The sequence below is a fragment of the Neorhizobium turbinariae genome (genome assembly GCF_023223505.1).
GTDB lineage: Bacteria > Pseudomonadota > Alphaproteobacteria > Rhizobiales > Rhizobiaceae > Neorhizobium > Neorhizobium turbinariae.
This window is the reverse complement of record NZ_JALPRY010000008.1, coordinates 291521-306850: the sequence shown is the minus strand read 5'-3', so window position 1 is coordinate 306850 and position 15330 is coordinate 291521. Positions and strand designations below refer to the sequence as shown.

Sequence of the window (15330 nt, the reverse complement as noted above, 5' to 3'; positions counted from 1 at the left end):
CAATTCTGCTTTTGGCGCTTTTCTGCGGGTGCATCAAGCACTGGAGGAGGGCGCGATGATGGGAGCATCTGCTATTGCCGCGACCGCGCCAGCGCGCGTGTTGCTGAGGTTGGAAAACATCTCCAAGGAGTTTCCTGGGGTCAAGGCGCTGTTGGGCGTCAACTTCGACCTGCGCGCCGGTGAGGTTCACGCCGTCTGCGGCGAGAATGGTGCAGGCAAATCGACTTTGATGAAGATCATCAGCGGCGTCTACCAGCCGAACTCAGGGTCGATCACCTTCAAGGGTGAACCGATGCGGTTCAGCTCGACGCTTCAGTCGGAAGCGGTCGGCATCGCGATCATCCACCAGGAACTGAACCTTGTTCCGCATCTTACCGTCGCGGAAAACATCTATCTCGCGCGCGAGCCGCGCCGCGGTTTTCTCGTTGATCGAAAGAAACTGCTCGCCGATGCTCGCCGCTGCCTCGACCGGATCGGCGTGAACATCGACCCGAACGTGCAGGTGCGGACGCTCTCGGTTGCGCAATGCCAGATGGTGGAGATTGCCAAGGCACTGTCTCTTGATGCGGCAGTCCTCATCATGGATGAGCCGACGTCATCGCTGACGGAGCAGGAGGCGCAACTCCTCTTCAAGGTGATCCGCGATCTCAAGGCGCAGGGCACTGGCATCATCTACATCTCCCACAGGCTGGATGAGATGGTCGAGATTGTCGATCGCGTCACCGTCCTTCGCGACGGCCGGTATATCTCGACGGACAACTTTGCGGATTTGACGCTCGATGACATCGTCGCGCGCATGGTCGGGCGTTCGCTGGAAGACAAATATCCAGAGCCGACGCGAGTACCAAGCGAGCATGTTATCTTTTCGGCAAGCGGCCTGACCCGGCATGGAGTGTTTTCCGGCATCGGCTTCGAGATCCGGCGCGGCGAGATCCTTGGGTTTGCCGGATTGATGGGCGCGGGCCGTACCGAAGTCGCTCGCGCCATCTTTGGCGCCGATCCGCTACACTCCGGTACGATTACCCTGGATGGCAAGGAACTGAAGATCACCGATCCGCGTAACGGGATTGAGGCAGGGATCGCTTATCTGTCGGAAGACCGGAAGGCGAATGGCCTCGCCATCAAGATGCCCGTTGACGCGAACCTGACGATGGCGCGGATGGACGGTGTCAGCAACCGCTTCGGAGTCATTGATCGGAAGAAACATCATGATGCCAGCCAGCATTATGTCGATCTGCTGAACATCAAGACGCCGAGCCTCACCCAGCCGGTGAGGCTGTTGTCGGGCGGCAACCAGCAGAAGATCATCATCGGCAAATGGCTGTTCCGCGAGCCTCGGGTGATGTTTTTTGACGAGCCGACGCGGGGCATCGATATCGGCGCCAAGTTTGCGATCTACCAGATCATGGACGAGTTGGCGGCGCGTGGAATCGCCGTGGTGCTGATCAGCTCAGAGTTGCCGGAAGTTCTCGGCATGACGGACCGCATCGCTGTCTTCCACGCAGGGCGGATCACCGCGACGCTGACCACGCGCGACACAAACCAGGAAGAGATCATGCATTACGCGTCCGGCAGTGGCCGGCGTGCGCAATAAGGATACTGAAATGGCCGACGTGACCGGCGAAAAGGATATGCAGCAACGAGCAGCTCCGACTGTGAAGACCGGACGGCTCAGCGAGCGGCAGAAGGATATCATCCAGAAGTTTGCGGCGCTCGCCAGCCTTGTTGTCCTCACTGCCTTTTTCTCTGCAACGAGTAGCGCCTTCTTCACCGTCGGCAACGGCATGACGATTGCCCTGCAGGTGACGTCGATTGCGCTTCTGGGGATCGGCGCGACCTATGTCATCATCACTGGCGGGATCGATCTTTCCGTCGGCTCCGTCCTGGCGCTGGCGGGCGTCGTTGCCGCGCTGGCGGTCAAGGAACTGCAACTGCCGGTTTGGCTTGGCATGGTGCTAGGTATCCTGACAGGGTCGCTCTGCGGGATGATCAACGGCATCGTCGTCACCAAGCTGAGACTGCCTCCGTTCATTGCCACGCTTGGCATGATGCTGATTGCCCGCGGCGTCGCGCTGCAGATCACCGGTGCCCGCGCCGTCTCGGGTCTTGGCGAAAGCTTTGGCGTACTCGGCAATGGGTCGCTGCTTCGCTTCGAGTCGATTGACGAGCAGGGTTTTCCGGTCGTGGCTTTCCCCGGAATCCCATACCCCGTCGTCCTGATGATCATCATTGCTGTTGCGTCAGCCTACGTGCTGAATCGCACCGTCTTTGGTCGTCACGTTTATGCGATCGGCTCGAATGCGGATGCGGCACGGCTTTCCGGCGTCAACGTCTCGCGGGTCACCATCTACACCTACCTGATCTCGGGCACCCTTGCCGGTCTTACAGGCTGTGTGCTGATGTCCCGTCTCGTGACGGCGCAACCCAACGAAGGCGTCATGTACGAGCTTGATGCGATTGCAAGCGCGGTGATTGGCGGCACCTCGCTGATCGGTGGCGTCGGCACGATCTCCGGCACCTTCATTGGTGCCTTTGTAATCGGCATTCTGCGCAATGGCTTGAACATGAACGGCGTCTCCGCCTTCACGCAGCAGATCATCATCGGGCTTGTGATCCTGGCGACCGTCTGGATCGACCAGTTGCGCAACCGCCGCTGAGGAAGATGTCGGGAAGGGGAAGCACCTTCCCCCGCTTTGGACCCCGGTTCGGGTCCCGTCTTGTGGAGGAGAAAATGGGAAAACTGAAAACTGTGCTGCTGGCCTCGGCTATTGCGCTTGCAAGCGCATCCGCGGGTTCCGCCGGAGAAATTGCCGTCATCGTCAAGACGGTTAACTCGACCTTCTGGCAGAACGTCCAGAAGGGTGCAGATGCCGCGATCGCTGAAGTCAAAGACAAGCATACGATGACCTTCCAGGGGCCGGCGTCGGAATCTGCGATCGCCGACCAGGTCAACATGGTCGAAAATGCCGTCAACCGTAAGGTGGAAGCGATCCTTCTCGCGCCGTCTGATCCGGACGCACTGGTGCCGGCGGTGAAGAAGGCATGGGAAGCCCGCATTCCGGTCGTCATCATCGACAGCCAACTCGCCGACGGCGCCGACAAGTATTACCAGTCGTTCCTCGCCACCGATAACAAAAAAGCCGGCGAACTCGCAGCACAGGCGCTGATCGACAAGGTTGGCACCACCGGCAAAATCGCCGTCATGTCTTATGTCGCGGGTGCCGGCTCGGAAATTGGCCGCGTTGGCGGTTTCACCGACTACATTAAGGCGAACTCGAAGCTTGAGATCGTCGGGCCGTATTATTCGCAGTCCCAGATGGCCACTGCGCTCAACCAGGTGACTGACGTGCTGGCTGCCAACAGCGACCTGAAGGGGATCTTCGGCGCGAATGAGCCGACCGCGATCGGCATGGGCCGTGCAATCAAGCAGGCTGGGAAGAGCGGCCAGGTGGTTGCCGTCGGTTTCGATGGAAACCAGGACCTGCAGGAATTCGTCAAGGACGGCACTCTGGCGGCGACCGTCGTCCAGGGTTCCTACCAGATGGGTGAGATGGGCGTGGCGACGCTTGTGAAGATCCTCAACAAGGAGAAGGTCGAAAAGACCATCGACACGGGCGTTGTTGTTGTCACCAAGGACAATATCGACAAGCCGGAAGCGCAAAACGTCCTCTACTAAGAGGTGGATCCCGGCGCGCGGGCTGATGTTCGCGCGCCTCTTCCAGACCAAGATCAGATATCAGGGCATCATGAAGGTTTCGGACAAGCGCAAGCTGCGCAATCGCGACGTCTCGTTCACGCTTATAGGGCTTGGTTGTGCCCAGATGGGCAATCTTTACCGCCTCACCAGCTATCAGGAGTCGCTTGGTGCATTCGAGGCCGCGTGGAATTCCGGCATCCGCTATTTCGACACGGCGCCGTTCTATGGATATACGCGCAGCGAACGCCGCCTCGGCACCATGGTGACGGATCAAAAGCGTGATGACTACGTGCTGAGCACCAAGGTCGGTCGCATCATGGTGCCCGATGCGACGGTTGGGCCGGAGGAGGATGCTTATGTCGAGCCGCTTCCGTTCCGTCCGGCCTATGACTACAGTTACGACGCGATCATGCGCTCGTTTGAAGCAAGCCGGCAGCGGATCGGCATCTTCGCGCCCGACATTTTGTATGTCCATGACATCGGCCGCGCCACACATGGCGACCGGCATCAACATTATTGGGATCAGCTTACAACCGGTGGCGGGTTCCGCGCCCTCGGTGAACTGCGTGCTGCCGGACTGGTGAAGGCCGTAGGGCTTGGGGTCAACGAATGGCAGGTGGTCGCGCAGGCCATGGACGAGTTCGACATCGACGTCACCATGCTTGCCGGTCGTTATACCTTGCTGGAACAGGAAAGCCTTCCGCTTCTGGATCGTTGCCAACGAGAGGGTGTCGGTATCGTTATCGCCGGCGCCTTCAATTCCGGCCTTCTGGCCGGCAACCGGAAGTTCAACTATACCGACGCTCCCGCAGATATTCTTGCACGCGTTGACGAAATCGACGCTGCTTGCAAGGCCGAAGGTGTTTCCATGCAGGCTGCGGCGCTGGCCTTTCCAGCACTACATCCGGCCGTGGTCACCATAGTGTTGGGCGCTCGCAACGCAGAGCAGATGAATGCCAATGTAAGCTGGTTCGGACAGGACATTCCCGCTTCTTTCTGGATCCGGCTCAAGGACACAGGCGTCATTGCTGCCGATGCGCCTATCGAAGGTGCCGTTTAAGATGGTCATCGATGCGCATCAGCATTTCTGGCTGCTGAAGGACCGTCAGGGCGCTTGGCCACCCCCAGAGCTCGCTGCCATTCATCGCGATTTTCTCCCCGCGGACCTCATTCCGGAGATGAAGGGTTCGGGTGTTTCAGGCACGGTGCTCGTGCAGTCGCTGCCGAGCCTGGAAGATACGCGGTTCCTGCTCGATCTTGCCCGCGACCATGACTTCGTTCTCGGCGTCGTCGGCTGGGCAGATCTGAAGGCGCCCAACGCACCGCAAGTGATTGCCGAGCTTGCCAAGGCTGACGAACTGAAAGGCCTGAGGCCAATGCTGCAAGATCTGGCGGACGCGCGCTGGATCGACGATCCGGCGCTGGCGCCGGCGGTGGAGGCCATGATCGAGCATCGCCTGGTTTTCGACGCGCTGGTTCTGGAACCACATCTCCCGGCACTCCACGCGTTCGCGTTACGGCATCCTGGCCTGCCGATCGTGATCGATCACGGCGCAAAACCCAGGATCGCGTCGGGGCACTTCACTGGCTGGCGGCATGCGATGTTGCGGCTCGCGAAGCTTCCTCATGTGCATTGCAAGCTGTCGGGCTTGCTCACCGAAGCCGGCGAACAGCGCCAGGAGGCGCTTCGGCCTTACATCGAGACAATTCTGGAACTGTTTGGCGCGGAGCGGGTGATCTGGGGCAGCGACTGGCCGGTGTTGAACCTCGCCGGTTCATATTCGGGATGGATCAACCAGTGTCTCCACATTGTACCGCAAGCGGATCAGGATGCGGTCATGGGCGGCAATGCGATCCGCGTTTATGGCCTGACGGGGTACTGAAATGCAGAGAATGGGCATGGTGATCGGCCTGCAGCCGGACAAGGTCGAGGAATACAAGGCACTGCACGCGGCGGTATGGCCTGAGATCCTGCAACTGATCTCCAGCTGCAACATCCGCAACTATTCAATCTTCCTGCGCGAGCCGGAGAACCTATTGTTCGGCTACTGGGAATATCACGGCACCGATTTTGCAGCCGACATGGCAAAGATGGCTGCGAGTGAAAGGAACCAGGAATGGTGGTCCTACTGCATCCCCTGCCAGAAGCCGCTTGAGACCCGGGCGGAGGGTGAATGGTGGGCCATGATGGATCAAGTGTTCCATCTCGATTGAGGGCGGTGCATGACAGGCGACGGGATCATTCTCCAGTTCGGCACGAGCCGCTTCCTTCAGGCGCATGCCGACCTTTTTCTTCACGAGGCGGCGGAAGCGGGGCAGGCGGTCCTGCCTGTCACCATTGTCCAGACATCCGGCTCGGCCGAGCGGGTGGGGCGCCTTGCTGCCTTCTCGGATCCCGCCGGATACCCTATCATCATTCGCGGTCTTGAGAATGGCCAAAAGGTCGAACGGCGTCTCGCGGTCAAAAGCGTCAAACACGGGTTATCAACGGCAACACATTGGCTGGAGATTGTGGATCTCTTTGCCCATCAATCGCGGTTCATCATCTCCAACACGGGTGATGCGGGATATGAAGTGTCCAATGACGACTCTGGTTCGCTTGACGGTAGGGAACCAGCCGCTTCCTTTCCCGGGAAGCTAGCGCAGCTGCTTCATGCGCGTTTCCAGGCAGGCGGTGAGCCCATGACCGTTTTGCCTTGCGAGCTGATCAACCGCAATGGCCCCGTGCTCAAGGCGCGGGTGACGAAGATCGCCGAGCAGCGTGTAGGTGAGCCAGCCTTTCTCGCCTGGCTTGATGGCCACGTGATCTTTGCTAACACGCTGGTGGACCGCATCGTGTCCGAGCCGCTTGAGCCGGCAGGCGCTGTCGCCGAGCCGTATGCGTTGTGGGCGATCGAGAGAGCGCCTGGTCTCGTTCTGCCGTGCCGCCATCCCTCCATCCAGCTTGTGGACGACATAGAGCCGTTCGAGAGGCTGAAGCTGCATATCCTGAACCTGGGACACACCGTGCTTGCCGAGATCTGGCTTATCGAGAGCAGGCGCAAGGACGAGTTTGTCCGCGAGATCGTGTCAGATCCTGCGGTGCGCGAGCGGTTGCTCGACATCTATGACAGCGAGGTCCTGGGCGGTTTTGCGGCTCAAGGCATGGGTGAACAGGCAAAAGCCTATGTCGCAACCACACTGGAGCGTTTCGACAACCCTTTCCTGGATCACCGCATTGCGGACATCGCCGGCAACCACGCCCTGAAGGTCGCGCGGCGCCTTGGTGCCTTCCTGGAATGGTCTAAGACGCCGTCACCGACGCTTCAGGCCATCGTGGATAAGTATCCGCATGCCTAGATCGTTCTGTCCGCACCCCTTTTGCCGGCTCCGCTCACGCCGGACATGATTTTCTCGAAAAACCGGATCTGTTCGTCGCTATCCTGGTACGCCTGCTCGAAGATGAGCCGGTCTTCCCGCCGCACGCCTTTGCCCTTCTTCATCAGAGCGGTGATGGCCCTGGAGGGCGTCTTGGGTGTCAGCGTCATCGCAAGTGCTTTCGGACCGGCTTCCAGCTTTGTGATGCCTAACCGTGCTGCGACAACCTGCAGCCTCGTTGTACGCAACAGAAGCAGCACGTCCTGCGGGGGCTCGCCAAACCGGTCCTCGAACTCCTCTTCCAGGTCGTTGATCTCGCGCAGTTTGGACGCCCGCAACAGCCGGCCATAAAGATTCAGTCTTACCGCCGGGTCCGAAATATAGTCGATGGGTATGGCTCCCACGTTGCCGAGGTTCAGGATGGGCCGTTCCTGGGTAACCACGGGTTGCTTGCGCAACTTTGCCACCGCAGCAGCGAGCAGCTGTTGGTAGAGGCCCGTGCCGATCACCTTCATATGCCCGGCCTGATCCTCTCCTGCGATATCCCCGCCGCCGCGCAGGTCCAGGTCGCGGAGGCTGATCGCAAGACCCGCCCCCAGGCGATCATGTTCAACAAGTGTCGAAAGCCGCAGCCGTGTTTCTTCAGCCAGTTCGGCTCGTGCTTCGGTCAACAACGTCGCGATGCCTTGTGCCGCGCCGCGGCCGACGCGGCCGCGCAACTGATGAAGTTGCGCGAGCCCGAAGCGGTCGGCATGCCAGACGAACATCGTGTTGGCGCGCGGCACGTCCAGGCCGTTTTCGATGATGTTGGTGGCGAGCAGGATGTCGCCATCACCCTCAGCAAAACCAACGATGACTTCATCAATCTCCGCCGCCCGCATCTTGCCGTGAGCGACTTTGACGGAAAGTTCTGGGACGATCTTCCGCAAGATCGCCTCAACCTCCTCAATATCCTCGATGCGAGGCACGACAACGAAGCTCTGTCCACCGCGTCGATATTCGCGCATTAGGCCGGTGCGCATGGAGGCCTGGTCGAACTCGGCGAGCGACGTGCGGATCGGCCTGCGCCTCGCCGGCGGCGTTGTCAGGAGGCTCACCTCCTGAATTCCCATCATCGCCGACTGCAATGTCTGCGGTATCGGCGTTGCCGACATGATGAGGGTGTGAAGGGTGGGCGCGAGCTTCGTCATCGCCCGCTTTTCCTTTACCCCGAAACGATGTTCCTCATCCACGATCAGCAAAGACAGGTTGGCGAACTGGACGTCCTTCGCAAGAAGCGCTTGCGTTCCCACGACAACGCCCATCCGCCCTTCGGCGAGCGCCGTCTTCACCTCCTTGGCTTCGCTGGACTTGAGCAGGCGAGACAACATGCCAACCTCAACGCCCGTCTCCGCAAAGCGACGCTGGAACGTGGTGAAGTGCTGACGGGCCAGCACCGTTGTTGGTGCGATCAGTGCTACCTGTCCGCCGGAAAGTGCAACGGCCGCGGCAGCGCGTAGCGCAATTTCGGTCTTGCCGAAGCCAACATCTCCGCAGACCAGGCGGTTCATCGGGCGACCGGAAGCCAGATCGGAAAGAACAGCCTCGACCGCTTCCGCCTGATCCTGCGTCTCCGTAAACGGGAAGCGGCGGATGAAAGCGGAGAATGCCGCACGCGGCGGCACGAAAGTCTGCGCCTGCGCGTCCAGCCGCTGTTTCGCCAGCTTCAGCAGGTGCCGCGCGGTGGACTGAATATCGGCGACGATCTTCTCGCGCTTCTTCGCCCAGGCGTCGGTATGGAGGCGATCAAGTGTGACGGCCTCGGGTTCCGACCCGTACCGCCACAGTTTGCCGAAGTCCTCCATGGGCACAAGCACGGAGCCGTTGTCGCGATATTCCAGGCGAGCGGCATCTCGTGCAGCGTCCTCCACCGTGATGCTTTCAAGATCCTTCAGAACGCCTACGCCGTGGTCTTCATGAACAACGACATCGCCGATCTGAAGCTCGGGTTCGGCGAGCAGCCTGTTCTGGCTGCCCGTTGTCCTGGTTCCACCGGCCGCGGTGAGAACCACGATGTTCCGTTCCGGATCGATGAAACCCTCATTCAGATCGCACGACAGCTTCAGCAGGCTTCCCGGCTTTGCCTCGAGCACCTGCTCCCATCGATCAACGGTTCGAGCCTCTGTCCCCGCGGCCTTCGCAAGGCGCCGGAAAAGCGTGCTTGAGCCGTTGCTCCTCCCGGCAACCACGACCGTGCATCCTTGGGCCAAGCTTTCGCGGGCGAACTCGGCTAATGCCCTTCGTGGATCACCGTCGGCCGTCGCAACCGTCAGTTCTCCTGCCGCAAGTGCCATTACATTTGCTGATTTGCCGACGCATCGACCCCATTCCTCACGATCGAGGTAGATCGATCGAGAGGCGGAGGTCTCGGTTTCGCCGAAGCTCTGGCGGGACTGGTAAGCGTCCCCGATGATCTCGAGATATCGACCAACCCGCTCGTCCGCATCCGGCGCAAGAAGCACTTTCGCATCGCCCAACAGGTTGAAGACAGACGGCATGTCCTGGTAGAGGCGCAGAAGCACGCGCTCCATCGTCTCCTGTTTTGACGCCAGTTCTTCCATGACACCGTCACTCGGAATGGCTTCCGATGCAGGACCGATGGTTACCCGCTCCAGATAACTCTCTGTCCGTTGCGAGACCCGGTCAAAACCTCTCAATTCCTCGACCTTGTCGTCCTCGGACAGGACAATCCGCATCGGGCCTGGCGCGCCACCTGGATAGATGTCGATCACGCCGCCTTCGCGCACAACCAATTCGCCAGGATCGTCGGCGACGCCTTCTTCCACATACCCGGTCCGTTGGGTGAAGCTGGAAAAAGCCTCGCGATCGAACGGCTCTCCCACGACAAGCTCAATCCGGCTGCCCGTGATGACGCCCATCGGCGGAACCCGTTGAAGTGCTGCTTCGACCGAAGTCAACAGGAGGCGCGGTGTGTCGCTCGGCGTTTTCCAGATCCGCAGTGCGTCCATGCGCACGCCCATACAATGCCGCGATGGTGGCACGCGATCATACGGCAGGCAGTCCCATGGCGGCAGAACAAGTTGTTCGAGCTCGGGAAAAAGAGCCCCGATGGCCTCGGCAATCCTGGCAGCAGCACTTTCGCTCCGCGCAATATAACAAAGCGGTTGTTCCGACTGCTGAAGCAGGGTGACAAGCCGGGTTGCTACGAAGCCCGGAGGCGACTTCGGGCTTCGTTTCTCTTCGGCGGCGGCAGGCGGTGCTGTGGTGTTTTCATATCGGGACGCATTAACGCTTTCCATGAACCTGCCATTCCTTCGTCAGCCGGCACGCTTGCCGGCTTGCAAGAACGGAGATTTGCAGCGCCCGTTCCCTCGTCAGCCCATTTAGCGTCTCATCGACGATCATGGTTCGGGCACTCGATAGGAGGGCGGAAGCGCGTCACGTTTGCGGAATGCGAGCGATCACCTTGATTTCGAAGTCAAAGCCGGCGAGCCAGTTCACGCCGACGGCGGTCCAGTTTGGATAAGGCTCCTGGGGGAACATCTTGTTCTTCGCCGCCAGCACGACCTCGAATTGGTTCTGAGGATCGGTGTGGAAGGTGGTGACGTCGATGATGTCGTCGAAGCTGCAGCCCGCCGCCTCCAGAACTTCCTTCAGATTGACGAATGCCAGTTGCACCTGTCTGGGAAAGTCAGGCTCGGGGGAGCCATCTTCGCGGCTGCCGACCTGGCCTGAGACGAACAGCAGGTCACCCGAACGGATGGCTGCTGAATATCTGTTGATCTCATAGAGCGCTTGTCGCCGGGCCGGAAAGATCGTTTCGCGTTTGGTCATTGTCTTCTCCTGTTGTCGGGCGGTGGTTGTCAGCCGCGGACCAGAGATAACAACCGCTCATCCATGGGATTAGACATTGAAATACGGATGGGTTGATGCAAAAATCCCAGCAATCATGCGCCCCTCGCTCAACGACCTCAGCGCCTTCATGGCGGTTGCCACCCATCGTAGCTTTCGCCGCGCGGCGGATGAGCTTGGAACGGCGCCTTCAACACTCAGCCATACGGTGCGTGCTCTTGAAGAGCGGCTCGGCGTGCGTCTCCTCAACCGGACGACCCGCAGCGTTTCACCGACGGAAGCGGGTGCCGCGCTTTTGGGCCGGCTGCATGGTGTGATGAACTCGCTCGATGAGGCGCTTGATGCAACCGCGGCGTTCCGAGGAAGTATCGCAGGGCGGGTGCGGGTAAATGCATCGCGCGTGATCGTCGGTTATCTCGTGCGCGAGATCCTGCCGCTGATGGCGGAGCGGTTTCCGAATGTGAAGCTAGATCTCGTGGCTGAGGGCAGGCTGATCGATATCGTATCGGCCGGCTTCGATGCTGGTGTACGCCTCATGGAAACGATCCCGAAGGACATGATCGCGGTGTCTTTCGGCAAGCCCGTGAGTTTCCAGTGCGTCGCGTCGCCTACCTATCTCGAGCAGGCAGGAGAGCCTCAGCTTCCGGATGATCTCGTCAGGCATCGTTGCATTGGCCACCGGTTGCCGAGCGGAAAGCTGTATCGCTGGGAGTTTCAACGGGCTGGACAAGAGGTCGTCGTTGAGACGGACGGCGCGGTCGTGCTGGATGACGAGGACCTGATGGTCGAAGCCGCGATAAAGGGTTTGGGGATCGCCTATGTCGTGAACTGGGTGGCCGAATGTCCCATTGCTGCAGGCCAGTTGAAGCCAGTGTTATCCTCGTGGATGCATGGGCCGGAGAGGATGGCAGTCTATTATCCCGGCCACCGTGCCGTCCCGCCGGCGCTGCGCGCTTTCCTCGATACGGTCAAGTCCGCGCCCGATCAATGAAGCGACGAGCTTTTGGCGGGCGCAGACCTGGTCTGGTCAGTCATCGCCCTTCGAGAAATACACGTCATCAAGGCCTCGCCGGAGCAGGTCCTGATGCGCTTCTGATCCATCGACCGGCAGGAGCGTGCGCCTCCTGATCTTCCATCGCCCCTCAACCCGCTCAAGCTCCCAGCGGTTCACCACCGCACGATGGATCCGGTAACCGGTCGAGACGCCATGGTTGGGAAGGTTTCTTGGCTGCCCCTCGTGGTCCAGATGCACGATCTGAAGATAGGAGGTCACCACGGCCTCATTGCCGCGAAGATCAATCATTGGCAGGCCCACGAAATGGGCAAGGCCACCGGCGATTGCTTTATGGTGCTCCGGTCGTTCGATGAAGGCGGCTATATCCGAGGCTCCATTCGCGCCGTCCAACGTCGGGCCACGATCAAAAACACCATCCTCCTTATAGACAGAGCGGGTGTAATCCGAATGGCCGGTATCGGCGCTCGGTGGATGAGAGGCAATCAGTTCATAGATCGCGAGCTTGTCTTCGATGATGCGCAGCCGGCTTTCGACGCTGTTGAGGTCGGGTCTATCCATGTCGATATCCTTGTGCTGTTGATCGGAGTGAAGCGGACTGCTTGACCCGTTGATGCGGTCGCGAGAGACGCTGCGGACGTGCCGCCGCCGGGTGGCTCTCGCGAACAGACTAAGCAAGTGGCCAGTATCAAAGGTCAGCCGATAGCAGTTGCGTCGCAGTTAGTTACTCAGCCGTCCGTCGACAAGGTGACCGACTTCCATGCGTCGAGTTCCTGCTGCAGACGCGCAATCCGCTCCGAAACCAGCCGGAAGGCGTCACTTCCCAGCAGCAGTTGTGGTGGCGGATTGTCCGACCCGATCAGGTGCAGCACGGCGGTTGCAAGCTTTTTTGGATTACCAAGTTGCTTGCCGCTGACTGCCTGGCGCGCCTCGCGTATGGGGTTGAAGAGGGCGTCGTAGTCCGGAATCGACCGGTCTGCCCGCACCATGGAGCGCCCGGCCCAATCGGTCCGGAAGGAACCCGGGCAGAGCGTCGTGACATGCACGCCGAACGGAGCCATTTCGGAGCGCATGACTTCGGAAATGCCCTGCAGCGCAAATTTGCTACCACAGTAATAGCCGATCCCGGGCATGGTGATCATGCCGCCCATGGATGTGACGTTGACGATGAAGCCGCTGCGACGCTCGCGAAACCGCGGAATGAAAGCCTTGGCGACGGCAACGGCACCGAAGACGTTTACGTCGAACTGGCGGCGCATGTCGTCAAGCGACGACTCCTCGATTACGCCTTCATGGCCGTAACCTGCATTGTTGATCAGAACATCAACCGGTCCATGCTCCTCGCAGACGTGGTCAACGACCGGCTGGATGCGCTCGAACTCGGTCACGTCACAGAGGACCGTGCTGGCTGTCGGGACCTTCTCCAGAAATGTTGCGCGTGCGGCTTCCGACCGGACGGTACCGATCACCTTGTGTCCCATCTGCGCAGCCGCCGATGCGATTGCCAATCCGAATCCCGAATTGGCCCCGGTGATGAAGATGGTTTTCTCTGTCATGTTGCCTACTCCTTGAATGGATCAGGAGTTGGCAGATAATAAAAGAACGAGGCCTTCTCGATTGCAGAACCTATGAGCTTCTTGCCAGATCCTATCAGCCACACGCTAAATGCACCAAGTCGGGATGAACTGGTGAGGCTCGCTGCCCAGCTTGCGCCTCGTCATGGCTATAACTTCACCACATCGCCCCTCGTCCGCATCCTGCGGTCTGAAGCGGTGCTCCACGATGTTCCGGTTCTTTACCAGCCCGGCGCGGTTTTCGTTCTCCAGGGGAGCAAGCGCGGCAGCCTCAATGGCGACGTGTTCGTTTATGACGAAGAGCACTACCTCGCCATTTCCGTTCCGGTTCCTTTCCGGATGCAATCCGATGCTAGCCCGGAGCGGCCGTTGCTCGCGATCTATTTCGATTTCGACCTGCAGATCGCGGCAGAAATCATCCTGCAGATCGAGCAGCACAGGGAGTTGCCGGTCCAGAAACCTCGCGGGCTGGTGTCAAGCAAGATGGGGCCGGAGATCGGCGATGTTCTTCTCCGGCTGCTGAGGGCGCTTCAAGATCCGGTCGAGAGCGCGGTGATGGGCGCCGCTCTCATGCGCGAGCTGCATTTCCGGGTTCTGCTTGGTCCACAAGGCGGTGCAATGATTGCTGCCTTGAGGCAGGAAGGGGTGGCCGGGAGGATCATCAAGAGCCTCAACTGGTTGAGGGAGAACTTTGGCTCTGACATTTCTGTCGCAGAACTGGCGCATAACGTTGGCATGAGCATCCCATCCTATCATGCCCGGTTCAGGGAACTGACCGGGACGAGCCCGATCCAGTACCTGAAAGCCATCCGGCTTCACGAAGCCCGATTAATGGTGGCCCGCAGCAACAGGACCATCGCTGAGGTGGCCATGTCGGTTGGCTATGCCAGTCCCGCCCAGTTCAGCCGGGACTTCAAAAGACACTTTGGACGAACAGCGTCAGAAGAGTCGAAGTGGATCAGGCATCACCTTGGCGCGTCGGTCGAGTAGGTAACCGGCTCTGCCACAAGATCATGCAGGCGCCTGCCGAGGAAACCGTCCGGATCGGCGAGATCGACAACGACGTTCATGTGGTTGAGGCGCGGCGCCAGGATGAGCTCGGCAGTCTCGCCAGCAGACGCCAGAACATTTTGCAGGTGACGCGCCTGTTCCAGGAAGGGCGCGGTCTCTTCCGCTCCACAGGCGATGATCCTTCGGGCCGGAAACTGACGCGACGTTAACGGCGACCAGGCCGCGGCCTCCGCATCGGTCATCCGTGCTTCATCGCGGAGAAAACTGCCTGGTATGCCGGACAGATCATAAATGCCACTCAGAAGAAGCAGCCCCTGGACCTTCGGCCGCGTAGGGGGGTAGTCCTCCTCCGGCCCCTGGGCAGCGAGATAGGAAGCCAGGTGAGCACCAGCCGAATGGCCGCTCACCGTGAGACGTGCAGGATCGGCCCCAAAATCCATGCAACGCGCCTGCAGCCAAACCGCCGCTCGCCGAACCTGGTCCACCAGAATGTCAAGACGCGCATGCGGCATCAGGTCATACTCGACGAATGCGGCAACGCCGCCTGCCGCAATAACCGGTTCGGCGACGAGGTGGTATGTGTGCTTTTCGCCGGATCGCCAGTACCCGCCATGTACGAAAACATGCAGTGGAGCCCAGGTCACCGCGCGCTCCGGCAGAATTACGTCCAGCACCTCACGCGGCTTTTCGCCATACTGCAGGTCCCGCAGGACCCGATAGCGCGCCGCCAAGGCGCGGCTTCGTTCGGTGAACTCGGCTGAGATCGCGTCGAAGTCAGGCACGAAGTCGCGTATTCGATAAAGATCCTGTGGCGTCATGCTGCCCTC

14 protein-coding genes are annotated in these 15330 nt (G+C 60.0%); 9 read left to right on the top strand and 5 right to left on the bottom strand.

Annotation, left to right across the window (positions count from 1 at the left end):
• The first annotated feature begins 55 nt into the window (after positions 1 to 55).
• The 7 genes from M0654_RS08025 to M0654_RS07995 all read left to right on the top strand — a co-directional run bounded on the left by M0654_RS08025 (position 56) and on the right by M0654_RS07995 (position 7036).
• Positions 56 to 1594: a sugar ABC transporter ATP-binding protein gene (locus M0654_RS08025; protein ID WP_390919797.1), complete on the top strand. Its 1539-nt coding sequence runs from the start codon at positions 56 to 58 to the stop codon at positions 1592 to 1594.
• 37 nt (positions 1595 to 1631) lie between these two features.
• Positions 1632 to 2657, top strand: a complete 1026-nt coding sequence (locus tag M0654_RS08020; RefSeq protein ID WP_245450630.1) for an ABC transporter permease — start codon at positions 1632 to 1634, stop codon at positions 2655 to 2657.
• Between the two features lie 74 nt (positions 2658 to 2731).
• Positions 2732 to 3676 carry an ABC transporter substrate-binding protein gene (locus tag M0654_RS08015; protein ID WP_248682618.1) on the top strand — a complete coding sequence of 315 codons (945 nt, stop codon included), beginning with the start codon at positions 2732 to 2734 and terminating at the stop codon, positions 3674 to 3676.
• A 70-nt stretch (positions 3677 to 3746) separates the two neighbouring features.
• Positions 3747 to 4757, top strand: a complete 1011-nt coding sequence (locus M0654_RS08010; RefSeq protein ID WP_248682669.1) for an aldo/keto reductase — start codon at positions 3747 to 3749, stop codon at positions 4755 to 4757.
• 1 nt (position 4758) lies between these two features.
• Entirely contained in the window at positions 4759 to 5580 is an 822-nt protein-coding gene (locus tag M0654_RS08005; protein ID WP_248682617.1) for an amidohydrolase family protein, read from the top strand.
• Position 5581: 1 nt separating this feature from the next.
• Positions 5582 to 5911 carry an L-rhamnose mutarotase gene (locus M0654_RS08000; RefSeq protein WP_248682616.1) on the top strand — a complete coding sequence of 110 codons (330 nt, stop codon included), beginning with the start codon at positions 5582 to 5584 and terminating at the stop codon, positions 5909 to 5911.
• Positions 5912 to 5920: 9 nt separating this feature from the next.
• Entirely contained in the window at positions 5921 to 7036 is a 1116-nt protein-coding gene (locus M0654_RS07995) for a mannitol dehydrogenase family protein (protein WP_248682615.1), read from the top strand.
• On the opposite strand, the gene M0654_RS07990 is transcribed toward M0654_RS07995, so the two are convergent.
• Both M0654_RS07990 and M0654_RS07985 read right to left on the bottom strand, forming a co-directional pair.
• The gene (locus tag M0654_RS07990; protein WP_248682614.1) at positions 7033 to 10062 is read right to left on the bottom strand and encodes a DEAD/DEAH box helicase; all 3030 of its coding nucleotides are present in this window, start codon (positions 10060 to 10062) and stop codon (positions 7033 to 7035) included. The two genes, M0654_RS07995 and M0654_RS07990, sit on opposite strands and share 4 nt — an antisense overlap.
• 430 nt (positions 10063 to 10492) lie before the next feature.
• On the bottom strand, positions 10493 to 10888 hold the full coding sequence (locus M0654_RS07985; protein WP_248682613.1) for a RidA family protein: 396 nt from the start codon (positions 10886 to 10888) through the stop codon (positions 10493 to 10495).
• A gap of 112 nt (positions 10889 to 11000) precedes the next feature.
• Between M0654_RS07985 and M0654_RS07980 the strand changes: the two genes are divergently transcribed.
• Positions 11001 to 11897, top strand: a complete 897-nt coding sequence (locus M0654_RS07980; protein WP_248682668.1) for a LysR family transcriptional regulator — start codon at positions 11001 to 11003, stop codon at positions 11895 to 11897.
• A gap of 36 nt (positions 11898 to 11933) precedes the next feature.
• Here the strand turns inward: M0654_RS07980 and M0654_RS07975 are convergent, their stop codons facing one another.
• Both M0654_RS07975 and M0654_RS07970 read right to left on the bottom strand, forming a co-directional pair.
• The gene (locus M0654_RS07975; RefSeq protein WP_248682612.1) at positions 11934 to 12479 is read right to left on the bottom strand and encodes a nuclear transport factor 2 family protein; all 546 of its coding nucleotides are present in this window, start codon (positions 12477 to 12479) and stop codon (positions 11934 to 11936) included.
• Positions 12480 to 12646: 167 nt separating this feature from the next.
• On the bottom strand, positions 12647 to 13474 hold the full coding sequence (locus tag M0654_RS07970) for an oxidoreductase (RefSeq protein WP_248682611.1): 828 nt from the start codon (positions 13472 to 13474) through the stop codon (positions 12647 to 12649).
• Positions 13475 to 13546: 72 nt separating this feature from the next.
• Between M0654_RS07970 and M0654_RS07965 the strand changes: the two genes are divergently transcribed.
• Positions 13547 to 14482 carry an AraC family transcriptional regulator gene (locus tag M0654_RS07965; protein ID WP_248682610.1) on the top strand — a complete coding sequence of 312 codons (936 nt, stop codon included), beginning with the start codon at positions 13547 to 13549 and terminating at the stop codon, positions 14480 to 14482.
• On the opposite strand, the gene M0654_RS07960 is transcribed toward M0654_RS07965, so the two are convergent.
• Positions 14458 to 15321: an alpha/beta hydrolase gene (locus M0654_RS07960; RefSeq protein WP_248682609.1), complete on the bottom strand. Its 864-nt coding sequence runs from the start codon at positions 15319 to 15321 to the stop codon at positions 14458 to 14460. The genes M0654_RS07965 and M0654_RS07960 overlap by 25 nt on opposite strands.
• Positions 15322 to 15330 lie beyond the last annotated feature (9 nt).